At 65.3% G+C, this 26643-nt stretch carries 25 protein-coding genes; 4 read left to right on the top strand and 21 right to left on the bottom strand.

What is annotated here, in order from left to right; all coding sequences use genetic code 11:
- Positions 1-9: 9 nt before the first annotated feature.
- From AC1DX2_RS09665 to AC1DX2_RS09650, 4 genes are all read right to left on the bottom strand, one after another.
- A complete protein-coding gene (locus AC1DX2_RS09665; protein ID WP_477196124.1) occupies positions 10-834 on the bottom strand; it encodes a glycosyltransferase family protein in 825 nt (274 codons plus the stop codon).
- The gene (locus AC1DX2_RS09660) at positions 831-2000 is read right to left on the bottom strand and encodes a class II D-tagatose-bisphosphate aldolase non-catalytic subunit (protein WP_477196123.1); all 1170 of its coding nucleotides are present in this window, start codon (positions 1998-2000) and stop codon (positions 831-833) included. The genes AC1DX2_RS09665 and AC1DX2_RS09660 overlap by 4 nt, the downstream gene beginning before the upstream one ends.
- Complete coding sequence (locus AC1DX2_RS09655; protein WP_477196122.1) at positions 1997-2530, bottom strand: HAD hydrolase family protein; 534 nt, start codon at positions 2528-2530, stop codon at positions 1997-1999. Before AC1DX2_RS09655 ends, AC1DX2_RS09660 begins: the two co-directional genes overlap by 4 nt.
- Before the next feature lie 160 nt (positions 2531-2690).
- A complete protein-coding gene (locus tag AC1DX2_RS09650) occupies positions 2691-4634 on the bottom strand; it encodes a polysaccharide biosynthesis protein (RefSeq protein WP_477196121.1) in 1944 nt (647 codons plus the stop codon).
- Positions 4635-4743: 109 nt separating this feature from the next.
- Between AC1DX2_RS09650 and AC1DX2_RS09645 the strand changes: the two genes are divergently transcribed.
- On the top strand, positions 4744-5310 hold the full coding sequence (locus AC1DX2_RS09645) for a YggT family protein (protein ID WP_477196120.1): 567 nt from the start codon (positions 4744-4746) through the stop codon (positions 5308-5310).
- A gap of 2 nt (positions 5311-5312) precedes the next feature.
- Here AC1DX2_RS09645 and accD read toward each other — a convergent pair whose 3' ends face one another.
- From accD to AC1DX2_RS09560, 17 genes are all read right to left on the bottom strand, one after another.
- The gene (accD, locus tag AC1DX2_RS09640) at positions 5313-6185 is read right to left on the bottom strand and encodes an acetyl-CoA carboxylase, carboxyltransferase subunit beta (RefSeq protein ID WP_477196119.1); all 873 of its coding nucleotides are present in this window, start codon (positions 6183-6185) and stop codon (positions 5313-5315) included.
- Positions 6186-6214: 29 nt separating this feature from the next.
- Positions 6215-7036 carry a tryptophan synthase subunit alpha gene (trpA, locus tag AC1DX2_RS09635; RefSeq protein ID WP_477196118.1) on the bottom strand — a complete coding sequence of 274 codons (822 nt, stop codon included), beginning with the start codon at positions 7034-7036 and terminating at the stop codon, positions 6215-6217.
- A complete protein-coding gene (gene trpB, locus AC1DX2_RS09630; protein ID WP_477196117.1) occupies positions 7033-8334 on the bottom strand; it encodes a tryptophan synthase subunit beta in 1302 nt (433 codons plus the stop codon). Before trpB ends, trpA begins: the two co-directional genes overlap by 4 nt.
- Positions 8335-8423: 89 nt before the next feature.
- On the bottom strand, positions 8424-9140 hold the full coding sequence (locus AC1DX2_RS09625) for a phosphoribosylanthranilate isomerase (RefSeq protein ID WP_477196116.1): 717 nt from the start codon (positions 9138-9140) through the stop codon (positions 8424-8426).
- Positions 9137-9919, bottom strand: a complete 783-nt coding sequence (truA, locus tag AC1DX2_RS09620) for a tRNA pseudouridine(38-40) synthase TruA (protein WP_477196115.1) — start codon at positions 9917-9919, stop codon at positions 9137-9139. The genes AC1DX2_RS09625 and truA overlap by 4 nt, the downstream gene beginning before the upstream one ends.
- Positions 9920-9973: 54 nt before the next feature.
- Positions 9974-12565: a motility hub landmark protein FimV gene (locus AC1DX2_RS09615; protein ID WP_477196114.1), complete on the bottom strand. Its 2592-nt coding sequence runs from the start codon at positions 12563-12565 to the stop codon at positions 9974-9976.
- 373 nt (positions 12566-12938) lie between these two features.
- Positions 12939-14108, bottom strand: coding sequence for an aspartate-semialdehyde dehydrogenase (asd, locus tag AC1DX2_RS09610; RefSeq protein ID WP_477196662.1), 1170 nt, complete (start codon positions 14106-14108; stop codon positions 12939-12941).
- 108 nt (positions 14109-14216) lie between these two features.
- On the bottom strand, positions 14217-15305 hold the full coding sequence (gene leuB, locus AC1DX2_RS09605; protein WP_477196113.1) for a 3-isopropylmalate dehydrogenase: 1089 nt from the start codon (positions 15303-15305) through the stop codon (positions 14217-14219).
- 32 nt (positions 15306-15337) lie between these two features.
- Positions 15338-15991, bottom strand: coding sequence for a 3-isopropylmalate dehydratase small subunit (gene leuD / locus AC1DX2_RS09600; protein ID WP_477196112.1), 654 nt, complete (start codon positions 15989-15991; stop codon positions 15338-15340).
- Positions 15992-16004: 13 nt separating this feature from the next.
- Entirely contained in the window at positions 16005-17450 is a 1446-nt protein-coding gene (gene leuC / locus AC1DX2_RS09595) for a 3-isopropylmalate dehydratase large subunit (RefSeq protein WP_477196111.1), read from the bottom strand.
- Positions 17451-17537: 87 nt separating this feature from the next.
- Entirely contained in the window at positions 17538-18848 is a 1311-nt protein-coding gene (locus AC1DX2_RS09590) for a citrate synthase (RefSeq protein WP_477196110.1), read from the bottom strand.
- Positions 18845-19150: an FAD assembly factor SdhE gene (locus tag AC1DX2_RS09585; RefSeq protein WP_477196109.1), complete on the bottom strand. Its 306-nt coding sequence runs from the start codon at positions 19148-19150 to the stop codon at positions 18845-18847. The genes AC1DX2_RS09590 and AC1DX2_RS09585 overlap by 4 nt, the downstream gene beginning before the upstream one ends.
- A 15-nt stretch (positions 19151-19165) precedes the next feature.
- Positions 19166-19870, bottom strand: a complete 705-nt coding sequence (locus AC1DX2_RS09580) for a succinate dehydrogenase iron-sulfur subunit (protein ID WP_477196108.1) — start codon at positions 19868-19870, stop codon at positions 19166-19168.
- Between the two features lie 74 nt (positions 19871-19944).
- Complete coding sequence (gene sdhA / locus AC1DX2_RS09575; protein ID WP_477196107.1) at positions 19945-21735, bottom strand: succinate dehydrogenase flavoprotein subunit; 1791 nt, start codon at positions 21733-21735, stop codon at positions 19945-19947.
- A gap of 20 nt (positions 21736-21755) precedes the next feature.
- The gene (sdhD, locus tag AC1DX2_RS09570; protein WP_477196106.1) at positions 21756-22121 is read right to left on the bottom strand and encodes a succinate dehydrogenase, hydrophobic membrane anchor protein; all 366 of its coding nucleotides are present in this window, start codon (positions 22119-22121) and stop codon (positions 21756-21758) included.
- A gap of 15 nt (positions 22122-22136) precedes the next feature.
- The gene (sdhC, locus tag AC1DX2_RS09565; RefSeq protein ID WP_477196105.1) at positions 22137-22586 is read right to left on the bottom strand and encodes a succinate dehydrogenase, cytochrome b556 subunit; all 450 of its coding nucleotides are present in this window, start codon (positions 22584-22586) and stop codon (positions 22137-22139) included.
- Positions 22587-22713: 127 nt separating this feature from the next.
- Positions 22714-23445, bottom strand: a complete 732-nt coding sequence (locus AC1DX2_RS09560; protein WP_477196661.1) for a GntR family transcriptional regulator — start codon at positions 23443-23445, stop codon at positions 22714-22716.
- A gap of 251 nt (positions 23446-23696) precedes the next feature.
- Between AC1DX2_RS09560 and AC1DX2_RS09555 the strand changes: the two genes are divergently transcribed.
- From AC1DX2_RS09555 to AC1DX2_RS09545, 3 genes are read left to right on the top strand one after another with little or no spacing between them, the layout of a single operon-like run.
- Positions 23697-24683 (top strand): malate dehydrogenase, encoded by a 987-nt coding sequence (locus tag AC1DX2_RS09555; RefSeq protein WP_477196104.1) that lies wholly within the window; start codon positions 23697-23699, stop codon positions 24681-24683.
- 25 nt (positions 24684-24708) lie between these two features.
- A complete protein-coding gene (locus AC1DX2_RS09550; protein WP_477196103.1) occupies positions 24709-25782 on the top strand; it encodes an HpcH/HpaI aldolase/citrate lyase family protein in 1074 nt (357 codons plus the stop codon).
- A gap of 24 nt (positions 25783-25806) precedes the next feature.
- Positions 25807-26637, top strand: a complete 831-nt coding sequence (locus tag AC1DX2_RS09545; RefSeq protein ID WP_477196102.1) for a hypothetical protein — start codon at positions 25807-25809, stop codon at positions 26635-26637.
- Positions 26638-26643: the final 6 nt, after the last annotated feature.

Genomic DNA, 26643 nt, shown 5'->3' with positions numbered 1-26643 from the left:
GGCGGATCCTCAAATTTGGTAGGACGCGAATTCCGGATGAAATTCGAAGAACTTGTCGTAAAAGCATTTGACGTATTGCTGCATGGACCATCGGCTGTTGAAACCGTACTTCCTGCGCATCCAGTCGCGGCCTTCTGCCACATAGAGCGTCAGGTTCTCCTTGTAGCCCTCGGTCTTGATCAGGTCGGCGTGGGTCAGTAAATGCGACTCGTTTTCCATCGCCCAGACTTCCGAGGTGATGGCGGCGGCCCAGTCGTTGGCGTAGGCCTTGGCGATCAGCTCGCTTTCCGAGCCGTAGCCGCGGAAATTGCTGCCGTCAAACAGGAAGCCCATGTGGTGGGGCTGCTCGGGGTTGCAGATCGCCTCCACGAACTCGCGCCGCAGCAGGTAGGCATTGTTGTGGATGAACCAGAAGTACTTTGTGGCCTGCTCCTTCAGCAACAGGCGCTCGCCCCAGCGTGCCGAGCAGGGTGACAGGATGCCCACTCGCGCGTGCTGACGCAGCACCTCCATCAGCGGAGCCACCGTGGGGCGCTGCTGCAGTTCGGTGTCGTTGGTCAACAGAAAGAAGGCGTCGTAGTCGGTGAAGCGGCCGTCCTTCCAAAGCTGGCTCAACCCGTGGTTCATGCCACGCGAGTAGCGCAGGCCTTGGGCAAGCGCCTCCGGCCAGTCCGCGTGCCAGGTAGTGTGTTGGCTGAGCCTGTCGGCGTCGGAGCCGGCTTCCACCACGAACACGTCGGTGGCCGCGCCGTCATGCCGGGTCAGGTGCTCGCACAGGCGGTCCGTGACCTCGGGCAGGTTGCGGTTGAGGATGAGGGTGGCGACGCGGTTCATGCGGTTTTGACCAGTCTGAAATTGCGCAGGTAGCGTGCGATGCTGTGTTTGACCTGCTGGCGCAGGTGCGCTTCCAGCGCGATGCCCTTGGTGGCCAGCGCGGCTGCGGCTTCCTTTTTCAGCGCCACGCAGGCTTCGGAGGCAAACACGTAGTGGCCGGCGATAAAGGCTCGGTCTCGGTCGGTGGCCTGGGTGTCGGGCAGCATCCACTTGCCCCACTTGCCTGAGTCGAAGGCCAATTGCAGGAAGCGCTCGGCGTGTTGCTGCTGTCCGTTGGCCTCCAGCACGTCCACCAGTGCGCGGCTTTCCGCCACCCCGAATTCTGGCGCCACGTTGGCTGCGTGGATGCCCAGCCGGGGGTGCCATTGCAGCGCCTCGTCCGACAGGTAGTCGGTGTTGTGCTCCTTCATCAGGATGCCGTAGCGGTTGCAGATCTCGATCATCTTGGGCAACTGGATTTCCGCCGGTAGTTCTTCCGCCACCCGCACGGGGCTATCAAACGAGCCGACGTTGCGGGTCTCCATCACCCGGGTGCCGCATTGCACCACCACGAAGCTGGGCTGCGGCAATTGGTACTTCTTGCAGAATTTCTGCACTGCATTGAGTGTGTAGTCCAGTTCCTCCTGGCTGTTGGTGCTGCCGCTTTGCTCTTCGGTCCCGATCTCGAAGATGACGTCGCGCCCCAATTGCTGTGCCTGACTCCAGCAGTATTCGTACAGCTCAAACATGCGGTCCAGCACCTCGTCCACGTCCGGCTGGCCGTGGATGTCCACGCTGGGGTCGATGTGCAGGATCTGGAAGCCCGCCTGCAGGTCCGCACGGTACGAGGCCTTGGCCGATTCCATGGCCCGGCGCAGGCTGAGCCCGGCGTCGCTCTCCTTGGTGCTCTGCCAGGGGCCGCCATGGTCGCGTGCCAGCAGAACCTTGCCCTTGCGGTCGTGGTCGATGACGTAGCGGGCGAATTCCTCTGTCGTCCAGTTGTTGACGTAGCCGCCGCCGAACTCAGACGAGTCGATCTGGCGACGGCTCGCGATCAGCAGCAGCGGCACCTCGTGTTCGTTGGCCAGCTCAATGGCCGCGTCCACGCAGTTAACGCTCATGGGGCCGACGCCCAGCAGCGTGCACCTGCGCTTGTGAAGGAAGGATTCGAGTCGCTGGTGGATCATATGGCCCACTCTCCTGACAGTTTGCCTTGCACGCCAGGCAGTTTGCCGGGGTCATAGGGGGTGAAGAATTTTTCCAACAGGTGCAGGCAGGCCTCTGCCACCGCGCGGTCGCCCCCTTTGCGCTGGGTCACATAGTGCGCGTGCTGTTTGGCCAGCGGGTCGGCGTTGGCCGGCGCGATGGCATAGCCCACTTCGCGCATCACATAGTGGTCGAAGATGCCGTCGCCCATGTACACCACCTGGTCCAGCGCATAGCGCTCGCGGATCCAGTCCACGCGGCGCACGGTGCTGACCACGTCCAGCGGGTAGTCCATGTCGTCCACGATGCGTTTCTTGGAGATCGGGAAACCCTTCTTGTCGCCGGTGATGAAGCGGATTTCCATGCAGGGCTTCAACAGCGACAGGCCGTCGTTGTCGTCGGGGCCGAAAATCTTCATGGCCTTGCCCTCGGCCGTGTAGAGGAAATGACCGGTGGTCATCACGCCATCCACGTCCAGGATAAAGCAGGCGGGAGCTGTCTTTGGATGCATAAATCAAGGTTCTTGCGGTCGCGGCTTGCGCGCGCGGGGCTGGTCGTGCCGTGCAACGGGCGCGCCGCGCGCCGCAAACTCGGGAACAGTTGCTATTTTGCCGCGTTTTTGGGCTTTTCCTGGCCAATTGGCCAATGCGCGCTTGCAGTGCCCGGGCGGCTCACGCTTGCGGTATCTCGTATTCGCGCACCAGGTGCTTCAGCGCCGCCTGCATGGCCGCGACATCGACGCCCTGGGTGGCCGACTTCAGCAGCCGCAATTGCTCCACCAATTCCGGCCAGGCGTTGAAGTGTTCGTTGGCCTTCATGATGCGGGGGTGCTGGGTGGCCACGGGGTTGTCGCCGATCAGCAACTCCTCATACAGCTTTTCGCCTGGCCGCAAGCCGACGATGGCGATGTCGATGTCCCCCTGGGGGCTGTCGGCGCCGCGCACCTTCAGGCCGGATAGCGCCACCATCTGGCGCGCCAATTCAAAGATGTTGACAGGCTCGCCCATGTCCAGCACGAACACCTCGCCGCCCTTGGCCATGGCGCCGGCCTGCAGCACCAGCTCGGCGGCCTCTGGGATGGTCATGAAGTAGCGCGTGACGTCCGGATGGGTCACGGTGATGGGGCCGCCTTGCGCAATCTGCTTGCGAAACAGCGGCACCACACTGCCGCTGGAACCCAGCACGTTGCCAAAGCGCACCATGGAAAAACAGATGCCTTGCGCTGCCAGGGTCGACTGCGCTTCGTCAAACCAGGGAGCGGGCGTGGCCGCCAGCGCCTGCAGCACCATTTCCGCCGCCCGCTTGGTGGCGCCCATGATATTGGTCGGCCGCACGGCCTTGTCGGTGGAGATCAGCACGAAGTTGGCGACGCCGCATTCGATCGCCACGCGCGCCACGTTCAGCGTGCCGAAGACGTTATTGACGATGCCTTCGCTGGCGTTTTGCTCCACCAGGGGTACGTGCTTGTAGGCCGCCGCGTGGTAGATGGTGGCCGGCCGGTGGCTGGCGCAGATGTCGAGCACGCGGGCATGGTGGGTGACGCTGCCCAGAAAGGGCGTCAGCTTGACGTCCAGCCCGCCGTCGGCGCAGATGGCCTGCAACTCCTGGTGGATCGAATACAGGCCGAACTCGTTATGGTCCAGCAGCAGCAGTTGGCGCGGCTGCATGCGCACGATTTGGCGGCACAGTTCGCTGCCTATGCTGCCGCCGGCCCCGGTCACCAGCACGGTCTTGTGCAGCAGATGGGTGCGGACTAGCGCGGTGTCCGGCTTCACCGGTTCACGCCCCAGCAGATCCTCGATGTCCAATTCGCGCAGGTCTTGCACGGTGACGCGCCCACTGGCCAGGTCGGCCATGCCGGGCAGCGTGCGTATGTGCACCGGCAACGCCTGCAGGCTCTTGATGATCTGGTTGCGCCGCTCGCGCGACGCGCTGGGGATGGCCAGCAGGATGTCGGTGACGCCGTGGCTTTCCACCAGGCCCGGCACATCTGCAGGCTTGAACACCGGCAGGTCGTTGATGCTGCGGCCGGCTTTTTCCGTGTCGTCGTCGACGAAGCCCGCCACGCTGCTTTGCCCTGCTGCGGCAAGGGCGGCCACCGTCTGCACGCCTGCATGCCCGGCACCATAGACCAGGAAGCGGCTCCGCGCGGCGCTGCCTGCCTGTCCCAGGCTGGCCAGCCAGAAGCGTGCCATGGCGCGGCTGCCACCCACCAGCAGCAGGAAGATCAGCGGCTGCAGTATGCCTACGCTGCGCGGCACCAGGCCCACGCCTTGCGCCACGCCGCTCCATTGCAGCAGCAGCAGTGCCGTCAGGAACACCGCGCCGTACAGTGCCGTGGCCTGGGCGGTGGCCATCAGCGCGGCCAGGCCGGTGTAGCGGAAGATGGCGCGGTACAGCCCGAAGCGGATGAAAATCGGCACCGCCAGCATGGGGCCCATGGCGTAGATCAGCCATTCCACGCCCAACGGCCAGTGCGGCGTGTCTAGCCGCAGCGTGAAGGCCAGCCACATGGCCAGCAGCGACATGGCGACATCCAGCGCCACCACCACCAGCCGCTTGATGGAGCGGGGCCAGTTGAGGATGGCGGTGTGGATCAGAAAATCGCTTGGCATAGGCTCAGGTAGGCATGCACCGGGTCAGCATGGGGCAGGCCCGGTGGCGGATGCGATGACGGCGGCGTTTGAGCCGGCTATCATCCCACGTTCACGGTCATCCATTGTCATGCTTTATCAAATCGTATCCCTGCTGCTGGAGGTGGTCGTCGGCCTGCTGGGCGGCGCCTGCCTGTTGCGTCTTTACATGCAGTACCAGCGCATCCCCATGTCGGCGCGTTCGGGCAACCCGCTGGGCCGCTTCGTCTTTGCCCTGACCGACTGGCTGGTGCTGCCGCTGCGCCGGGTGGTGCCGGCATTTGGGCGCTGGGACACCGCCAGCGTGCTGGGCGCCTACCTGCTGGAGCTGGCCCGCTTCCTGGCCATGTGGCTGCTGATGGGCGGCGGCACCGCCGGACTGGGCTCGGTACCGATCGCCGCCGTGTTCGGCCTGGTGCGCGTGGGCATTTCGGGCATGACCGGCCTGATCATCGTCTACGCCGTGCTGTCCTGGGTGCGCAGCGACAACCCGCTGGCCGACGTGGTGGAGCGCCTGTGCGCGCCGCCGCTGGCACCGATACGCCGGCTGCTGCCGCTGGTGGGCGGCATAGACCTGTCGCCGTTGGTGCTGCTGGTGCTGCTGCAGATCGCGCTGATCGTGCTCAACGCGCTGGAGCCGGCCATCCTGCTGCTGTAGCGTCAAATCACCGCGTCGGCCGGCTGGCGCAACAGCATGGACAGCGTATTGGCCACCGTCTTGCGCAGTTCGCGGCGGTCGCAGATCAGGTCGATGGCGCCCTTTTGCAGCAAAAACTCCGAGCGCTGGAAGCCCTCGGGCAACGTCACCCGCACGGTGGACTCGATCACGCGCGGGCCGGCAAAGCCGATCAACGCCTTGGGCTCGGCCATCACCACGTCGCCGATGAAGGCGAAGCCGGCACTGACACCGCCCATGGTGGGGTCGGTCAGCACGCTGATGTAGGGCAGGCCCTTCTTGGCCAGCTGCGTCAGCGCGGCATTGGTCTTGGCCATCTGCATCAGGCTCAGCAGGCCTTCCTGCATGCGCGCGCCGCCGGTGGCGGTGAAGCAGATGAAGGGCACTTTTTGTTCGATGGCGGTTTCCACGCCACGCACGAAGCGCTCACCCACCACCGAGCCCATGGAGCCGCCCATGAAGTCGAACTCGAAGCAGGCCACCACCACGCTGACGCTGTGCACAGCCCCGCCCATCACCACCAGCGCGTCGGTCTCGCCGGTGTTGTCCATGGCTTCCTTCAACCGCTCGGGGTACTTGCGGCTGTCCTTGAACTTCAACGCGTCCACCGGCACCACTTCCTGGCCGATCTCGAAGCGTCCCTCGTTGTCCAGGAAGGCGTCCAGCCGGGCGCGTGCGCCTATGCGGTGGTGGTGGCTACAGGTGGGGCAGACGTTCTGGTTTTGCTCCAGGTCGGTCTTGTACAGCACGGTTTCGCAGCTTGGGCACTTGATCCACAACCCCTCGGGGATGCTGCGGCGGTCCGCCGGATCGGTGTGCTGAATCTTGGGCGGAAGCAGTTTCTCCAACCAGCTCATGTCGGCTTTCTCCATGTTCAGAGGGTCTATTATCCGTCCAAAGCGGCCCGGATTTCGCGCAGGAAGCCGGCCGCCGCCGGTGCCACCTGCTCACGTGGCAAATCAACGATCACCTGGATGATTTTGCTGCCAATCACCACCGCGTCGGCCGCCTCACCGATGGCGCGGGCCGTGGTGGCGTCGCGTATGCCAAAACCCACGCCCACCGGCACGCTGACATGCTGGCGTATGCGCGGCAACATGGCTTTCACCTGCTCGGTGTCCAGCGTGCCGGCGCCGGTCACGCCTTTCAACGCCACATAGTACACATAACCGCTGGCCACCTGGGCCACCTGGGCCATGCGTTCGTCCGTGCTGGTGGGGGCCAGCAGGAAGATCAGGTCCAGCCCCGTCGCCTTCAATTCGGCGGCAAAGGCTTCGCACTCCTCAGGCGGGTAGTCCACAATCAGCACGCCGTCCACGCCGGCAGCGGCGGCATCGCGCACGAAGGCACTGGCAGCATCGTTGCCGGCATGCTTCTGGTTGTAGCGCTCCACCGGGTTGGCGTAACCCATCAGCACCACCGGTGTCTTGTCGTCGGCCTGGCGAAACTGGCGCACCATGGCCAGCACCTGGGCCAGGCCTATGCCATGGGCCAATGCCTTGTCGCCGGCTTTCTGAATCACCGGGCCGTCAGCGCTGGGGTCGGAAAACGGTACCCCCAGTTCGATGATGTCGGCACCGGCCGCGGCCATGGCGTGCATCAGCTCGGGCGTGATGTCGGGGTAGGGGAAGCCCGCCGTCACGTAGGGGATCAGCGCCTTGCGCCCCTGGGCCTTCAATGCGGCCAGCGTGGGGGTGATGCGGCTCATGCGCGGCTCCCCGTGTGCAGCGTCACGGCCTGCTCTGCCGAGCCGCCTTTGACGGACTGGCCCTGGCAACTCGGACGACAGAAGAATTCGCCGCCTGACAAGTCCGCCACCGTGCCAATGTCCTTGTCACCCCGGCCCGACAGGTTGACCAGGATGGACTGGTCCGCGCGCATGGTCTTGGCCAGCGTCATCGCGTAGGCCACCGCATGGCTGGATTCCAGCGCCGGGATGATGCCTTCGGTGCGGCACAGGTAGTGGAAGGCTTCCAGCGCCTGCTTGTCCGTCACGCCCACATACTCGGCGCGGCCAATGTCCTTCAGGTGGGCATGCTCCGGCCCCACGCCGGGGTAGTCCAGCCCGGCGCTGATGCTGTGCGTCTCGGTCACCTGGCCGTTGTCGTCCTGCAGCACATAGGTGCGGTTGCCGTGCAGCACGCCGGGGCTGCCGCGTTGCAGCGAGGCCGCGTGCTTGCCGCTGTCCAGCCCCTCGCCAGCGGCTTCCACGCCGATCAAGCGGGTGTTTGGGTGGCCGATGTACGGGTAGAAAATGCCCATGGCGTTGCTGCCGCCGCCCACGCAGGCCAATACGGCGTCTGGTTGGGTTGCGGCAATGCCCTGTTCCTTCAGCATGCCGGGCATCTGCGTCAGGCATTCTTCGCCGATCACGCTCTGGAAGTCGCGCACCATCATGGGGTAGGGGTGCGGGCCAGCCACGGTGCCGATGATGTAGAAGGTGTCGTCCACATGGGCCACCCAGTCGCGCATGGCCTCGTTCAGCGCGTCCTTCAGGGTCTTGCTGCCGCTCTCCACCGGCACCACGGTGGCGCCCAGCAGTTTCATGCGGTAGACGTTGGGGCTCTGGCGCTTGACGTCCTCGCTGCCCATGTAGACCACGCACTGCAGGCCGTAGCGCGCGCAAATGGTGGCGGTGGCCACGCCGTGCTGGCCGGCGCCGGTCTCGGCGATGATGCGCGGCTTGCCCATGCGCTTGGCCAGCATGGCCTGGCCGATGACGTTGTTGATCTTGTGCGCGCCGGTATGGTTCAGGTCCTCGCGTTTCAGGTAGATCTGCGCGCCGCCCATCTCGCGGCTCATGCGCGCGGCGTGGTAGACGGGCGACGGACGGCCGACGAAATGGGCCAGCTCGTACTTGAATTCGGCCAGGAAGGCCGGGTCGTGCTGGTACTGGGCGTAGGCCGCTTTCAGCTGGTTGATGGCGTGCGTCAGCGTCTCGCTGACAAAGCTGCCGCCGTAGATGCCGAAATGGCCGCTGGGATCCGGTTGCTGGTAGGTGTTCATGTTGGCTTCAATGGGTTTCAAGGCCACCCAGGCCGGCCGCGGAAAACCGCGGGAAACCGCGGTGAATCCTGGTCAAGGGCCCGCAGGCTTCAAGCCCGGGTGGCGAATTGCTGGTCGGCCGCCCGCACGGCGGCCACGAACTGCTGGATTTTTTCGGGACTCTTGACGCCCCGGCTGGCTTCCACGCCTGAACTCACGTCGACCGCGAGCGATTTACAGCGTGTGCGCAGCGCCGAGATGCCATCGGTCACGTTTGCAGGCGTGAGCCCACCACTTAAGACGAGCTGACAGTTGACGCTTGGAGGAAGCAGTGACCAATTGAATGCCTTGCCGCCGCCGCCGAACCCCTCGACATGGGCGTCGAGCAGGATGGCCTGGGCTTGAGAATACTCTTGCGCGTATTTTACAAGGTCGAAGCCCGCCGCGCCATCGCCCAACGGAATGCGCGCCGCGCGCATGTAAGGATGGCCGGCGGCGGCCTGGTGGCATTGCTCGGGCGTTTCGTCGCCATGGAATTGCAACAGCACTTGGGGTATGGCTTTGCATGCCGCCTGCACGGCATCGGGCGTTTCATTGACGAACAGCAGCACCGGTGTCACAAACGGCGGCAGCCGGCGCGCCAGTTCGGCTGCGCGCGCCACCGTGACGAAACGCGGGCTGGGCGGGTACATGACGAACCCCACCGCGTCAGCGCCGGCGGCCACCGCCGCGTCCACGTCGGCTTCACGGCTCAGGCCGCAGATCTTCACGCGGGTGCGCTGGGCCGGGGGCAGGGCGCTGTCAGGCTGGGGCATGGCCGGGTTCATGGCAGGCCATCATACGCGGGGGTGCGTTCCGGCAGGCCCCAGTGGGCATCGTAGCGCGGGCCCAGGAAGTACAGGCCATCGGGCGAAAACGTGGGTGCGGCGGCGTCGCGGCTGCGCGCCTCCAGCACCTGCTGCATCCACCCGGGCGGCTGGCGGCCCTGGCCGATGTACACCAGGCAGCCCATGATGTTGCGGATCATGTGGTGCAGGAAGGCATTGGCCTCGAAGTCGAAGCGCCAGTAGGCGCCCTTGCGGGTGATGGCAATGCTGCTCAGGTGCTTCACCGGCGACAGCGCCTGGCAGGCCGAGGCGCGGAACGATGAAAAATCATGCTCGCCCAGCAGCTGCTGCGCCGCCGCCTGCATGGCGGCCATGTCCAGCGGCTTGTAGGCCCAGCCGACGCGGCCGGCATCCACGCTGGGGCGCACCGGTGAGTCCAGCAGCACGTAGGCGTAACGGCGCGACAAGGCGCTGGCGCGGCAGTGGAATTCCTTTGGCACCTCGTGGGCCCACTGCACGGCAATGTCAGCCGGCAGGTTGGCGTTGGTGCCGCGCACCCAGGAGTTCATCTCGCGCTGCGCATCGGTGTCGAAATGCACCACCTGCATCAATGCATGCACGCCGGCATCGGTGCGGCCGGCGCACAGCGTGGAGATGCGCTGTGCGGCCAATTGCCCCAGCGCCTTTTCCAGTTGGTCTTGAACGGTCTGGCCCGAGAGCTGGCTCTGCCACCCCTGGTAGGGCTGACCGTTGTAGCTGACGCCTAGCGCCACCCGCATGGCACAGCCATCCGGTGGAGCTTGGCAGGGGCAGACACGGGGTGCGGCAGCGGCTTACAGCGCAGCCAGAGCGCGCTGGGCCTTGGCCTTCATGTCGCCGCTGGCCTCGGCCACCACTTCCTCGATCAGCGCGCGGGCGCCGTCGGCGTCGCCAATGGCGTTGAACTCCTCGGCCAACGCCAGCTTGGTGGCCAGCGGGTCTTCCGGCGCTGCCGGCGTGGCCAGCGAGGTGCCTTCGGTGGAGTCGCCCAGGTCCAGCGACAGCGAACCGAGGTCGAACTCCAGCATGCCGGTGTCGGGCTCCTTGGGGGCTGCCTTGGCGCTGTCGTCGGCCAGCGGGGCTGGCGCGGTGGAGCCAAAGCTGACGGCAGCTTGCTGCTCGAAATCTTCAATGCCCAGGCCACTGTCGGCAGCCGGCGCGTGGGCTTGCGGCAGCTCGGGCAACTCAAACTCCAGCGCGTTGCCGGCGGCCGCAGCCGGGGCGGGTGCCGGAGCTGGCGGGATGGCGGCCGGCATGCTGTCGCCGAACTCCAGGTCCAGCGTAGGCATGGGGGGCATCTCAGGCTCGGCGGCGTGCATGCGCACGGTCTGCTCGTCGACGGCCTGCATGCGAACGGTTTGCTCGGTGACGGGCGTGGCGCTCAGCGGCGTGGCGGTGGCGGCCCTGGGGGCCGGCTCGTCGTCGAGCGAGAAATCCAGGTCCAGATCGAGGTCCACCGGCGAAGCAGCCTCGCTGGCGCTGGGCGGGGGCGGCTGGTCCAGCACGGCGGACACATCCAGCGCGGCCAGCTTGGACTCGCTGCCGCCAAATGGCGCACCGCCAGGCTGGTACAACGGGTTGGTGGGGTCGAACGTCAGGCCCAGCTCGCAGATGCGCTGCCAGTCGGCGCCTTCACCGTCGGTCAGCTTGTAGGCTTGGTTGGCAATGTTCTCGAACGACTTGCCGTCGCGCCGCTTGGCGTAGATTTCCAGCAGCTTCTGGTGGATGGCCAGGCGCTGCGAGTTGGTGCGCAGCGCTTCCTTCAGGATTTCCTCGGCCTGCATGTCGCGGCCATAGGCCAGGTACACATCGGCCTCGGCCACCGGGTCCACGTCGTCGGCGGCGTCCAGCTGGCTGGGCGAGTAGACCATGGACGAGCCGGTGGCGGCGCCATCGTTAGTGTCGATCTGCTGGCCGCCACTGGCGCCGAAGAAGGAATCCGGCTGCAGCCGGCTTTCCAGGTACGCGCTGTCCACCGGCGCGGCTTTTTTGTTCTTGCGCGCGCGGTAGAAGGCAAAGCCACCCAGCAGCGCGACCAGTGCGCCACCGCCTATGGGCAGCAGCGGATTTTCCAGCAGCTCATCCAGCATGCCGGGCTCGGGCGGCGGCGGGGCGGCCACCACGGGTTTTTTCACCGGCGGTTTGGAGGCGGCGGCCACCGGCGCGGCGGCCGAAGCAGCCGCTGCGGCAGAGGCGGGTGGCGCGGCGGGCGCGGCTGCCACCGGGGGCGGCGCGGCCGGCACGGCGATGGCCGGCACCGTCGGCTTGTCCGCGCTGGCTTTGCCTGCGGGCGCAACGCCAGCGGCCGAAGCCACCTTGTTCAGGTCCGCCAGGTTCTTGGACAACTCGGCGCTGCGCGCGGCGGCATCTTTGGCGGCGCGCTCCTTGGCCAGGTTGTCCTCAGCCGCCTTGGCCTGCACGGCGCCCTTGGACAGCGTCAACTTGTCCGGCGCGCCGGCGGAGGGCTTCTTCTCTTCGACCTTGGCCTGCACGCTGCCTGAGGCTTTGCGGTCGGCCGGTGCCACCTGGGCCACCGGCGCGGTGCCGGCCAGCTTGCGGCGGAAGTCGTTGAAGTCCTTGCTTTGCGCGACGATGGTCTGCGACGCCTCGGTCGCCGAGCTGGCCTGGGCCTGCTGCTCGGTGGGCACATTGAGCACCGCACCGGCCTTGATGCGGTTGATGTTGCCACCCAGGAAAGCGTCCGGGTTGCCACGCAGCATGGCCACCAGCATCTGGTCCAGCGACACACTGGCTGGCTTGATGCTCGCGGCGATCTTGCTGGCGGTGTCGCCGGCCTTCACGGTGATCTGTTGCTGGTTACCGTCGGCGGGCTTCTTGGCGGCGGCTGTGGCCACCGGCGCCGGGCCAGCGGGTTTGGCCGCCACGGCCACAGGGGGGCGGGCCGGCACGCTCTTGCCGCCGGCAGTGCCGGGCGCGGTGCTGTTGATCTGCGGGGCCGTGATCTGCGCCGGTGCGGCGCCGGCCACAGCGGTGGACGGACGCAGGTTGGGCGGGTCAAACAGCATCGTGTAATCGCGCACGATGCGCCCTGAGCCCCAGCTGGCCTCCAGGATCATGTCCACAAACGGGTCGTTGATGGGCCGGTCGCTGCTCATGCGCACGTAGGCCTGCCCATTGGCGCGCCGCTCCAGCGTCAGCTTGATGGCCGACAAGGCCGGGTGGTAGTCCAGACCTGCGGCGCGAAAGGCGTCGGGGCCGGCGATGGTGGTTTTCAGGCTGGCTGCCTCTTCGGCATTGATGTCCAGGATTTCGATTTCGGCGCGCAAAGGCTCGCCCAAAGACGATTGGACCAGGATGCGGCCCAACGACAAGGCCATGGCGTTTGAACTCAACAGGCCAGTCAGCGCGGCCGTGGCGGCGGCCAAGGCCGTTCTTCGCCACCGGTGTGACTTATCGATCAATTTGTGGCCTCCGTTGTCCGGCTGAACTGCGATTATTTGTCATTCCTCGAACAAGGTACGAAACTGGAAAAGTACCTTAACATCAATATCTTAGCCTGACAAGCTTAAGAAAGCTTTTAAGTTCGTGGCACGTGTATTCGTGCCAATTTGGAAGTGCTGCGACGTTGCCAAACGACAACGGCTGACCGGGACTTCCCGGTCAGCCGTAGGCTGTATATGTAAATGGCGCTGACGCGCCAGTCCTCACCTCGTGGCCGGTCGCTGGCATTTGAAGTGTTGAGGACAGAGCTTGCCTGCTGCGCAGGCGGCGGTCTGTCCCGCAAAGCATCAGGACTGCTTACGCGTCCAACAGGATGCGCAACATGCGGCGCAGCGGCTCCGCCGCGCCCCACAGCAACTGGTCGCCGATGGTGAACGCACCCACATATTCCGGCCCCATGGCCAGCTTGCGCACCCGGCCTACCGGGATGCCCAGGGTGCCGGTCACCGCCACCGGCGTCAGGTCGCGCAGCGTGCTGTCCTTGTCGTTGGGCACCAGCTTGACCCAGGCGTTGTCCTGGGCGATCAGGCCTTCGATGTCCGACAAAGGCACGTTTTGCTTCAGCTTGAAGGTCAGCGCCTGGCTGTGGCAGCGCATGGCGCCCACGCGCACGCAAAAGCCGTCCACCGGTGTGGCGGCGGTGCCGAAGCCCGGGCCCTGGCCCAGGATCTTGTTGGTCTCTGCGCCGGCTTTCCACTCTTCGCGGCTGGTGCCCCAGCCGTCCTCGCCCTTGGCCTTGCCCACTCCCAGGTCCTTGTCAATCCAGGGGATCAGGCTGCCGCCCAGCGGCACGCCGAAGTTCGCGATGGCGTCGCCTGACAGCGCCTGTTGCTTGGCCAATACCTTGCGGTCGATCTCCAGGATGGCCGATTTCGGGTCGTCCAGCAGGCTCTTGACCTCGGCGTTCAGCGTGCCGAACTGCGTCAGCAGTTCGCGCATGTGCTGGGCGCCACCGCCGGAGGCGGCCTGGTAGGTCATGCTGGTCATCCATTCCACCAGCCCGGCCTTGTACAGCGCACCCACGCCCATCAGCATGCAGCTGACCGTGCAGTTGCCGCCAATCCAGTTGTTGCCGCCGTTGGACAGAGCGTTCTTGATAACGGGCAGGTTGACCGGGTCGAGGATGATGATGGCATCGTCCTTCATGCGCAGCGTGGAGGCGGCATCGATCCAATGGCCGTCCCAGCCGGCGGCGCGCAGCTTGGGGAACACCTCGGTGGTGTAGTCGCCACCCTGGCAGGTGATGATGACGTCGCATTTTTTGAGCGCGTCAATGTCGAAGGCGTCTTTCAGCTTGGTTTCGGCCTTGGCCTGCGCCGGGGCTTTGCCGCCGGCGTTGGAAGTGGAGAAGAACACCGGCTCGATCAGGCCGAAGTCGCCCTCGGCCTGCATGCGGTCTATCAGCACCGAGCCCACCATGCCACGCCAGCCGACCAGGCCGACCAGGTTGCCCTTGAGTTTCTTCATCATCGCGTTGCCCTTTCAGTTTCAAACAATGTTGCAGGCCTTGGAAGGCCATATTCCTGTTTGCCCGGCTCGTCGTGGCCGGGTGGGCGCGTGACGAACCGGGCTAGCCTAGCCTTTGGTGGTCGTCTTGGTAATCGCAGCCACGACAGCGTCACCCATGTCGCGGGTGCTGACCTTCGTGGTGCCTTCGGCGTAGATGTCTGCCGTGCGCAAACCGGACGCGAGCACGTCTTTCACGGCAGACTCGATGCGGTCGGCAGTGGCGGCTTGGTTGAGCGAGAAACGTAACATCATGGCGGCAGACAGTATTGTAGCCAAAGGATTGGCAATGCCCTTGCCGGCGATGTCCGGCGCGCTGCCGTGGCTGGGTTCATACAGGCCCTGGCCCTTGGCGTTCAGGCTGGCCGAGGGCAGCATGCCGATGGAGCCGGTCAGCATGGCGGCCTCGTCGCTGAGGATGTCGCCAAACATGTTGCCGGTCACCACCACATCGAATTTCTTCGGTGCCTTGACCAGCTGCATGGCGGCGTTGTCCACATACATGTGGTCCAGCGCGACGTCGGGGTATTGCTGGCTGACCTCGGTGACCACGTCTTTCCAGAACTGGAAGGTCTCCAACACATTGGCCTTGTCCACGCTGGTCACGCGCTTGCTGCGCTTTTGCGCCGCCTGGAAAGCCACGTGGGCGATGCGCTCGATCTCCGGGCGCGAGTAGCGCATGGTGTCGAAGGCCTCTTCGGCACCGGGGAACAGGCCGTCGGTGGCGGTGCGGCGGCCGCGCGGCTGGCCGAAGTAGATGTCGCCCGTCAGCTCGCGGATGATCAGGATGTCCAGCCCGGCGATCAGCTCCGGCTTCAGGCTGGAGGCGCCCACCAGTTGCTCGTAGCAGATGGCGGGGCGGAAGTTGGCGAACAGGCCCATGTGCTTGCGTAGGCCCAGGATGGCCTGCTCGGGGCGCAGCGCGCGCTCCAGCTTGTCGTACTTCCAGTCGCCCACGGCGCCGAACAGCACGGCGTCTGCTTCCTTGGCCAGCTTCAGCGTGCTGTCTGGCAGCGGGTGGCCGTGCGCCTCGTAGGCGGCGCCACCCACCAGCGCGGTCTCCATGTCCAGCGGCAGTTCCACGGCCTGGAGCACCTTGACGGCCTCGGCGACGATTTCGGTGCCAATGCCGTCACCCGGCAACACTGCGATCTTCATGCGGTCTTTCTGTTTCAAACTGATGGGAGTGCTCACGACACCATGGTGTGCGCCAGCCACGGCTTTTGCGCCAGCCGCTGGGCCTCGAAGGCCTTGATCTTGTCGGCATGGCGCAAGGTGAGGCCAATGTCGTCAAAACCGTTCAGCAGGCAGTACTTGCGGAAGGCCTGCACCTCAAACGGCAACTCGCCCTGGCCGCCGGGCTTGACCACCACCTGGCGTTCCAGGTCAATCGTCAGTGTGTAGCCGGGGAAGGCCAGCGCTTCGTCAAACAGCTGGCTGATTTGGGCCTCGGGCAAGACAATGGGCAGCAGGCCGTTCTTGAAGCAGTTGTTGAAGAAGATGTCGGCGTAGCTGGGCGCGATGATGGCGCGAAAGCCGAACTGGTCCAGCGCCCAGGGCGCGTGCTCGCGCGACGAACCGCAGCCGAAGTTCTTGCGCGCCAGCAGGATGGAGGCGCCTGCATAGCGCGGCTGGTTCAGCACGAAGTCGGGGTTGGGCCGGCGGCTGGCCGGGTCTTGGCCCGGAAAGCCCGGATCCAGGTAGCGCCACTCGTCAAACAGGTTCTGGCCGAAGCCTGTCTTGCGGATGGACTTCAGGAACTGCTTGGGGATGATGGCGTCGGTGTCCACGTTCTCGCGGTCCATTGGGGCCACCAGGCCCTGGTGCACGGTGAATTGCTGCATGGTGTGGTTCCTTTCAGGCGAATTTGCGCACGTCGACAAAATGGCCGTGCACGGCGGCAGCGGCGGCCATGGCGGGGCTGACCAGGTGGGTGCGCCCACCGGCGCCCTGGCGGCCTTCGAAATTGCGATTGCTGGTGCTGGCGCAGCGTTCGCCCGGCTCCAGCCGGTCCGCGTTCATCGCCAGGCACATGGAGCAGCCCGGCTCGCGCCACTCGAAGCCGGCGGCCTTGAAGATCTCGTGCAGGCCTTCGGCTTCGGCCTGGGCTTTCACCAGGCCCGAGCCCGGCACCACCATGGCCAGCTTGATGTTCTTGGCCACCTTCAGGCCCAGCTTCTTCACGACCGCGGCGGCTTCGCGCATGTCCTCGATGCGGCTGTTGGTGCACGAGCCGATGAATACCTTGTCGACGAACAGGTCGTCCATCGGCTTGCCCGGCTCCAGACCCATGTAGGTCAGCGCGCGCTCAATGGCGTTGCGCTTGTTGGAGTCCTTCTCCTTGTCGGGATCGGGCACGCGGCCGTCAATGCCCAGCACCATCTCGGGCGAGGTTCCCCAGGTCACCTGCGGGATGATCTGCGACGCGTCCAGTTCCACCACGCTGTCAAACTTGGCATCAGCATCCGAATGCAGCGTCTGCCAGTGGGCCACTGCCATGTCCCATTCCAGCTTCGCGGCATCGCCGCTGCTGGCGTGTCCTGGCGCCAGCGGCTTGCCTTTGACGTACTGGATGGTCTTGTCGTCCACCGCCACCAGGCCGGCGCGGGCGCCCGCTTCGATGGCCATGTTGCACACCGTCATGCGGCCTTCCATGCTCAAAGCGCGTATGGCCGAGCCGCCGAATTCGATGGTGTAGCCGGTGCCGCCGGCCGTGCCAATCTTGCCGATGATGGCCAGCACGATGTCCTTGGCGCCGCAGCCCCGGGGCAGGGTGCCTTCCACCTTGACCAGCAGGTTCTTGGCCTTCTTGGCCAGCAGCGTCTGCGTGGCCATCACGTGCTCCACCTCGCTGGTGCCTATGCCGTGCGCCAGCGCGCCGAAGGCACCGTGGGTGGAGGTGTGCGAATCGCCGCACACAACAGTCATGCCCGGCAGCGTGGCGCCGTTCTCGGGGCCGATCACGTGCACGATGCCCTGGCGCTTGGACAGGAAGGGGAAGTAGGCTGCCGCGCCGAACTCCGCCATGTTGCTGTCCAGCGTCAGGACTTGTTCTTTGCTGGTGGGGTCGGCAATGCCGTCGTAGCCGCGTTCCCAGCCGGTGGTGGGCGTGTTGTGGTCGGCGGTGGCGACGATGGAGCTGACGCGCCACACCTTGCGGCCGGCCTGGCGCAGGCCTTCATAGGCTTGCGGGCTGGTGACTTCGTGCACCAGATGGCGGTCGATGTACAGGATGGCGGTGCCGTCGTCCTCGGTGTGGATGACGTGGTCGTCCCAGAGCTTGTCGTAGAGGGTGCGTCCCATGATGTTTCCTTGGTGGTCTTCAATTTTATGCGGGCCAAAGCAAAACGCCCGCCGGGGAGTTCCGGCGGGCGTCTTGGATTGGGCTAATTAGCGTTGCGCAATCGGCTTGACTTGCCGGGTGGGTGACCCGGTAAATAGCTGACGCGGGCGGCCGATCTTGTACTCGGGGTCGCCAATCATCTCGTTCAGTTGCGCGATCCAGCCCACGGTGCGGGCCAGCGCGAAGATGGCGGTGAACAGCGACACCGGGATGCCGATGGCGCGCTGCACGATGCCGGAATAGAAGTCCACATTGGGGTAGAGCTTGCGCTGCACGAAGTAATCGTCTTCCAGCGCGATCTTTTCAAGCGCCATGGCCAGCTTGAACAGCGGGTCGTTGCCCAGGCCCAGTTCGGCCAGCACTTCCTTGCAGGTTTCCTGCATCAGCTTGGCGCGCGGGTCGTAGTTCTTGTACACGCGGTGGCCGAAGCCCATCAGGCGCACGCCGGAGTTCTTGTCCTTGACCTGCTCCATGAACTGGCCCACCTTGGCCACGCCGCCCATCTTCTGGATGTCTTCCAGCATGTTCAGGCAGGCCTCGTTGGCGCCGCCGTGGGCGGGGCCCCACAGGCAGGCCACGCCGGCGGCGATGGCCGCGAACGGGTTGGTGCCCGAGGATCCGCACAGGCGCACGGTGGAGGTGGAAGCGTTTTGCTCGTGGTCGGCGTGCAGGATGAAGATGCGGTCCAGCGCGCGTTCGATCACCGGGTTCACCACATACGGCTCGCACGGCGTGGCAAACATCATGTGCAGGAAGTTGCCAGCGTAGCTGAGCTCGTTCTTCGGGTACATGTAGGGCTGGCCGGCGTTGTACTTGTAGGCCATGGCCACCAACGTGGGCATCTTGGCGATCAGGCGTATGGCCGAGATGTCGCGGTGCTCCGGGTTGTTGATGTCGGTGCTGTCGTGGTAGAAGGCCGACAGCGCGCCCACCAGGCCGGTCATGATGGCCATCGGATGCGCATCACGGCGGAAACCGCGCAGGAAGAACTGCATCTGCTCGTTCACCATCGTGTGGTGCATCACGTTGTGCGTGAACTTGCCCTTTTGCTCGGCATTGGGCAGCTCACCGTACAGCAGCAGGTGGCAGGTCTCCATGAAGTCGCACTGCGTGGCCAATTGCTCGATGGGGTAGCCGCGGTACAGCAGCTCGCCCTTGTCGCCGTCAATGTAGGTGATGGACGACTGGCACGACGCCGTGGACAGGAAGCCCGGGTCGTAGGTGAACATGCCGGTCTGGGCATACAGCTTGCGGATGTCCACCACATCCGGGCCGACGCTGCCCGAGTAGACCGGCAGCTCTACGCTGGGGCTGCCGTTGCTGAACGACAGCGTGGCCTTGTTGTCGGCGAGTTTCATGGGGATGCCCTTTCTACGGTTTTCTTCAACATATTCAAAACTTCCTGCACATCGTCGCGCACCAGGCTTTCATCCACCTGCGACAGGGTCTTTCGACCCAGGTTCAGGTCCAGCAGGTCGTTGTCGCTCAGGTCCATTAGAGCGCCCAATCCTTGTGCCTGCCTGACGGTCAGGCTGGGCTCGAAGCGCTGGAAGAAGCGCTCGATGAAGAGGTCGTTCTCCAGCAGGCCGCGGCGGCAACGCCACTTCAGCTTGCTCAGAGCCCGCTCATCGAGCAGCGTATCAACGTCCAGCGTGTCCACGTGTGCTGTTCTGGTTCAGACGGCGCGCAGCACCATCATTTCCTTGATCTTGCCGATCGCCCTGGTCGGGTTCAGCCCCTTGGGGCACACGTCCACACAGTTCATGATGGTGTGGCAGCGGAACAGGCGGTAGGGGTCTTCCAGGTTGTCCAGGCGCTCAGCCGTCGCCTCGTCGCGGCTGTCGGCGATGAAGCGGTAGGCCTGCAGCAGGCCAGCCGGACCGACGAACTTGTCCGGGTTCCACCAGAAGCTGGGGCAGCTGGTGGAGCAGCTGGCGCACAGGATGCACTCGTACAGGCCGTTCAACTCGTCGCGCTCCTGCGGGCTCTGCAGGCGCTCCTTCTCCGGTGGCACGTTGTCGTTGACCAGGTAGGGCTTGATGGAGTTGTACTGCTTGAAGAACTGCGTCATGTCCACGATCAGGTCGCGGATCACCGGCAGGCCGGGCAGGGGCTTCAAGGTGATGACGCCGGGCAGCGTGCGCATGTTGGTCAGGCAGGCCAGGCCGTTCTTGCCGTTGATGTTCATCGCGTCCGAGCCGCACACGCCTTCGCGGCAGGAGCGGCGGAACGACAGCGTCGGGTCCTGGGCTTTGAGCTTCATCAGCGCGTCCAGCAGCATGCGCTCATGGCCGTCGAGTTCGATCTCGATGGTCTGCATGTAGGGCTTGGCGTCCTTGTCCGGGTCGTAGCGGTAGATCTTGAAGGTGCGTTTTTCCATATTTACTACCCAGTCAGTTGAGGACAGAGCTTGCCGCTGCGCGGCTGCGGTCTGTCCCGCAAGTTATCAGAATTTCAGAATGTACGGACTTTGAGCGGCACCGATTCCACCGTCAGCGGCTTCATCTGCACCGGCTTGTAGCTCAGGCGGTTGCCTTCGCTGTACCACAGTGTGTGCTTGTGCCATTCGGTGTCGTTGCGGCCGTTCGGGTGTTCCGGTGAGTCGGCATAGTCGTCCACGGTGTGGGCGCCGCGGCTCTCGTGGCGGGCGGCGGCGGAGACGATGGTGGCCTGCGCGGCCTCGATCAGGTTGTCCACCTCCAGCGCCTCGATGCGCGCGGTGTTGAACACCTTGGACTTGTCCTTCAGGTTGATGGCGTTGACGCGCTCGCGCAAAGCGGCGATCTTGGTCACGCCCTCGTCCATGCTGGCCTGGGTGCGGAACACGCCGGCGTGTTGCTGCATGGCGGCGCGCAGGTCATTGGCCACGTCCTGCGCGTATTCGCCCGTGTTGGCGTTGTCCAGGCGGGCCAGGCGCGCCAGCGTCTTGTCGGCGGCGTCGGCCGGCAGCGGCTTGTGCGCCTTTTGCTTGTTGTTGAATTCCACAATGTGGTTGCCGGCGGCGCGGCCGAACACCAGCAGGTCCAGCAGCGAGTTGGTGCCCAGGCGGTTGGCGCCGTGCACGCTGACGCAGGAGCATTCGCCCACCGCGTACAGGCCGTTGACCACCGCGTTGTGCACATCGCCCGACTGCACCACCACCTGGCCATGGATGTTGGTGGGGATGCCGCCCATCTGGTAGTGGATGGTGGGCACCACCGGAATCGGCTCCTTGGTGATGTCCACGTTGGCGAAGTTGTGGCCAATCTCGTACACCGAGGGCAGGCGCTTCATGATGGTCTCGGCGCCCAGGTGGTCGAGCTTGAGCAGCACGTAGTCCTTGTTGGGGCCGCAGCCACGGCCTTCCTTGATTTCCTGATCCATGGAGCGCGACACGAAATCGCGCGGTGCCAGGTCTTTCAAGGTGGGCGCGTAGCGCTCCATGAAGCGCTCGCCATTGCTGTTCAGCAAAATGGCGCCTTCGCCACGGCAGCCTTCGGTCAGCAGCACGCCGGCACCGGCCACGCCGGTGGGGTGGAACTGCCAGAACTCCATGTCTTCCAGCGGGATGCCCGAGCGCGCCGCCATGCCCAGGCCGTCGCCGGTGTTGATGAAGGCGTTGGTGGAGGCGGCGAAGATGCGGCCGGCGCCGCCGGTGGCCAGCAGCGTGGTCTTGGCTTCCAGGATGTGCAGGTCGCCGGTTTCCATCTCGATGGCGGTCACACCCAGCACGTCGCCATCGGCGTCGCGTATCAGGTCCAGCGCCATCCATTCGACGAAGAAGCTGGTCTTGGCCTTGACGTTTTGCTGGTACAGCGTGTGCAGCATCGCGTGGCCGGTGCGGTCGGCCGCCGCGCAGGCGCGTTGCACGGGCTTTTCGCCGTAGTTGGCGGTGTGGCCGCCAAAGGGGCGCTGGTAAATGGTGCCGTCCGGGTTGCGGTCAAACGGCATGCCCATGTGCTCCAGGTCGTACACCACCTTGGGCGCCTCACGGCACATGTACTCGATGGCGTCCTGGTCGCCCAGCCAGTCCGAACCCTTGACGGTGTCGTAGAAATGGTAGTGCCAGTTGTCCTCGGACATGTTGCCCAGCGAGGCGCCGATGCCGCCCTGCGCGGCCACCGTGTGCGAGCGGGTGGGGAACACCTTGGACAGCACCGCCACGTTCAGCCCGGCGCGGGCCAGTTGCAGCGAGGCGCGCATGCCGGAGCCGCCGGCGCCGACGATGACGACGTCGAATTTTCTTTTGGTTATGGAGTTGCTCATGGAATTCGTTCTGTAGGGGTTCAGAGGCGCCACAGCACCTGGATGGCCCAGCCGGCGCAGCCCACCAGCCAGACGATGGAGAAGATCTGCAGCACCAGCCGCACGGCGGCCGCCTTGATGTAGTCCATCCAGATGTCGCGCATGCCCACCCAAGCGTGGTACAGCAGGGCGATGATGACGGTGAAGGTCAGCACCTTCATCCACTGGGCTGCAAAGATGCCGGCCCAACGGTCGTAGCCTATCGGGCCCTTGGTGAGCAGCACTTGGGCCAGCACCACCAGGGTGAACAAGGCCATCAGCGCGGCGGTGACGCGCTGGGCCAGCCAGTCGCGCAAGCCGTAGTGTGCACCGACGACGATGCGCTTGGAGCCGTAATTGACAGACATGTGTGGGCTCCTCTATCAATACAGGCCGAACAGCTTGGCACCCAGCGCCAGCGTCAGCAGGACGCTTAAGCCCAGCGTGACCATGGCCGAGGTGTTGCCGAATTCCTTGCTCACCGCCTCATGGCTGATGTCCATCCACAGGTGGCGCAGGCCGGCGATGAAGTGGTGCAGGTAAGCCCAGATCAGCGCCAGTGCCACCAGCTTCCAGAACACGCCGGGCAGGCCCCACAGGCCCTTGGCCTTGAAGTTGCCGACGAAGCGGGCGAACGAATATTCGGAGGACACCGAGGTGTCGAACATCCAGATGATGAAAGGCATCAGCACAAACATCAGCGCGCCGCTGACGCGGTGCAGGATGGACACCCAGCCGGCAGGGGGCAGGCGGTAGCCGGGCAGGTCCGTCAGCGCGTTGATGTTGCGGAATTCGGGACGCGGCGGCCGCGCGGGGGAGGCAAGCTCAGACATGGATGGGCCTTCTTGTATTGGTAACTGCTTTGTAATCGGGAACCGGGCAAAACAAAATTCTATTGCAAGCGGCGCACCAATTTAGGGTTTTCACTATCCCAGCGAACTATAACCATCCTCAAAGACCTCAGTTCAGCTCATTGCGATAGTGGTGCGTATCGGTCAGGTAAAGACCGCGGCGCAGCTCCATCGGGGTGTCGTTGTAGGTGTAGGCGATGCGCTCCACGCTGAGCAGCGGGGTGTGGGCGTCCACCTGCAGCAGCTCGCGTTGCGCAGCATCGGGCAGCACGGCGCGTATCTTTTCCTCGGCGCGCACCATGCGCACGCCGAACTCGGTCTCGAACATCGCGTACATCGGGCTGGTGTTGCCGGCCAGGCGCTCGGCCGTCAGCCCCTTGAACGGGCCGCCAGGCAGCCACAGGTCTTCCAGGATGGTGGGCCGGCCGGCGAAGGCCAGCACGCGGCGCACCTGCAGCACCGCGTCGCCGGTGCGCAGCGCCAGCGGGCGCGCCACGTCGGCGCTGGCACGCAGGCGGCGGCAATCGATGATGTGGCGCTGCGCCGGGCCTTCGCTCCTGGCGTCGCCACTGTCGGGCACCAGCTTCAGAAAGCGGTATTGCACCTGCCGTTCGGCGTGGGTGGCCACGAAGGTGCCCTTGCCCTGGCGCCGTTGCACCAGGTTTTCCGCCGCCAACTCGTCAATGGCCTTGCGCACCGTGCCCTGGCTGACGCGGTAGCGCGCCGCCAGGTCCATTTCGCTGGGAATGGCCTCACCGGGCTTCCACTCACCCTGCTGCAGGCTTTGCAGGATCAGCCCCTTGATCTGCAGGTACAGCGGACTGAAAGCAGGCGTCTGCATCGGCGCGCTGGCGTCGGTGCTGAGGGCGGCGTTGTCAACCGGATAGGCAGAGGAATGGGCCATGAACGGGCAGGTTGGCGTGTCAAAAAATGGCTCGCCCGAAAAGGCGCAACCAGCCACAATCATATCTTATATAAGACATAAGACAAATTGACGCGGTGCGCCATTCGGCGGTACACTCACGGCCGCACTCTGCGGGCTTGGCACAAGCCCCGACACACACTTTTACCCCTCATCCTGGAGTCCTCACCATGAGCAAAAAGCCCGTTCGCGTCGCCGTCACTGGCGCCGCAGGCCAAATCGGTTACGCCCTGTTGTTCCGCATCGCCTCCGGCGAAATGCTGGGCAAGGACCAGCCGGTGATCCTGCAACTGCTGGAAATCCCCGATGAGAAGGCCCAGAAGGCCCTCAAGGGCGTGATGATGGAGTTGCAAGACTGCGCTTTTCCGCTGCTGGCCGGCATGGAAGCCCATGGCGACGCCATGACCGCCTTCAAGGACACCGACTACGCGCTGCTGGTGGGTGCCCGTCCGCGCGGCCCTGGCATGGAGCGCGCCGACCTGCTGGCCGCCAACGCCCAGATTTTCACCGCCCAGGGCAAGGCGCTCAATGCCGTGGCCAGCCGCAACGTCAAGGTGCTGGTGGTGGGCAACCCGGCCAACACCAACGCCTACATCGCCATGAAGAGCGCGCCCGACCTGCCGCGCAAGAACTTCACCGCCATGCTGCGCCTGGACCACAACCGCGCCCTGAGCCAGATCGCCGCCAAGACCGGCACCGCCGTGGCCGACATCGAAAAGCTGACCGTGTGGGGCAACCACTCGCCCACCATGTACGCGGACTACCGCTTTGCCACCGTCAACGGCAAGAGCGTGAAAGACATGATCAACGACCAGGACTGGAATGCCAACGTGTTCCTGCCCACCGTGGGCAAGCGCGGCGCCGCCATCATCGAGGCGCGTGGCCTGTCGTCCGCCGCTTCTGCTGCCAACGCCGCCATCGACCACATGCGCGACTGGGCGCTGGGCACCAACGGCAAGTGGGTCACCATGGGCATTGCGTCGGACGGCCAATACGGCATTCCCAAGGACGTGATGTTCGGCTTTGCCGTCACCTGCGAAGGCGGTGAGTACAAGCTGGTGGAAGGCCTGACCATCGACGAGTTCAGCCAGACCTGCATCAACAAGACGCTGAAGGAACTGCAGGACGAACAGGCCGGCGTGGCCCACCTGCTGTAAGCCTGCGCCGCCAAGCCGCATCGACGTGACCGTCCCGCAGCAGGCCCAGGGCCTGTCAGCCAGCCGCAACGCCAGTCCGCGCGACGTCCTGTTGGGCGCGCAGGCGGCATCCAGCCTGCTGCCGGTGTGCGATCACTACTGCGGGGTGGAAGCGCGCATGCGCAAGAGCCTGCAACTGCAGCGCGAGCTGATGCAGGAGTTCGGCGCTTGCGTGTTCGACGTCACGCTGGACTGCGAGGACGGCGCCCCGGTGGGCGGCGAGTTGGCCCACGCTCAATTGGTGGTGGCCATCGCACGCGAGGCACACGCGGCTGCCGCGCGCGAGGTGCCGGGCATCACCCCGCGGGTGGCCGTGCGCGTGCATCCGGTGGACCACCCAGCCTTTGAGCAGGATGTGGCCACGTTGCTGGGCCAGGCGGGGCCGCTGCTCTGCCATGTGATGTTGCCCAAGGTGGAGTCGGTGGCAGATATTGAGCGGGCTGTGGCCGCCGTGGATGCCGCCTGCGTCGTCGGCGGCCGCACCAGCCCCATGCCCCTGCACGCGCTGATCGAGTCGCCTGCCGCCGTGCAGCAGGTCTTTGCCATTGCCGCGCACCCGCGCGTGCAATCGTTGAGTTTTGGGCTGATGGACTTTGTCTCGGCCCATGGCGGCGCCATTCCGGACCAGGCCATGGGTGTGCAAGGGCAGTTCAGCCACCCGCTGGTGCTGCGTGCCAAGCTGGAAATCGCCAGCGCCTGCCACGCCCATGGCAAGGTGCCCTCGCACAGCGTGGTCACCGAGTTCAGCGACGCCCAGGCCATGCAGACGGCGGCCGGCCGTGCTGCCAGCGAACTGGGCTACACCCGCATGTGGAGCATCCACCCATCACAAATCCGGCCCATACTGGCCGCCATGGCGCCGTCGCAAGAAGCGGTAGAGCGCGCCGCCGACTTGTTGTTGGCGGCGCAACAGGCCGACTGGGCGCCGATCAGCTTCGAGGGCCGGCTGCACGACCGCGCCAGCTACCGTTATTTCTGGCAGTTGCTGGAGCGCGCCCACCAGACCGGGCGCAAACTACCGGCCGCGGTGCAGGGCTATTTTGCAGCCCCGGTTCATTGACATAAAAACGAGAGAGACATGCGCATGAAGAATTTCACCACGGTCTTGTTGGCGATCAGCCTGCTGGGCGGCGGCGCCTGGGCGCAGACCGCCAGCAGCACCAAGGCCAAGGCCGACACCAAGAAGAGTGCCAAGGCCGAACCCAAGAGCAAGGTGGATGCCCGCAGCAAGGCCGAGCAGACGGCCGCCGGCATCGAGGCCGCCGAGGCCGCGCTGACGCCCGATGAGCTGGCCATTGCCGAGCGCATTTTTGTCGGCAAGGTGCCCTGCGAGCTGGGCAACTTCGTCACGCTGAGCGCCGACCCCAAGATGCCCGGTTACTTCGACGTCACCGTCAATTCCGTCAAGAACCAGGTGTTCCACATGTTCCCGGTGATCACGGCCACCGGTGCCACGCGGCTGGAAGACCGCCGCAACGGCGCCGTCTGGCTGCAGCTGGGCAACAAGTCCATGCTGATGAGCCAGAAGCTTGGCATACGCCTGGCCGACGCCTGCGTGACGCCGCAGCAGGCCATCGTGCAGGCCGCCATGGACAAGGCGCCGCCGGTCAACCTGCTGGAACCTCGGCCGCGTGCGCTGCCGGCCAGCGCCGCGACGGTGGTGACGACGACCACCACCACAACCACCACCTTTGTGGCCACGCCAGCTGCGGCCACTGCCACGGCGGCGGCTTCCGCGCCGCTGATGCCGGTCTCTGCCACGGTGGCGACCACCACCACCACCACCACGGTGGCCCCGATCACCCCTGCGGCCGTGCGGCCCGTCAGCTCACCAGCTGCGCCCGCATCCGCGCCTGCGCCGGCGCCCGCCCCCATGCCCGCTGCGCCGGCCTCGGCGGCGCCCGGCGGCCATTGACGAATT

The sequence above is a fragment of the Hylemonella sp. P2_B10 genome, from assembly GCF_056404875.1.
This window is presented reverse-complemented; position numbering and strand designations above follow the sequence as displayed.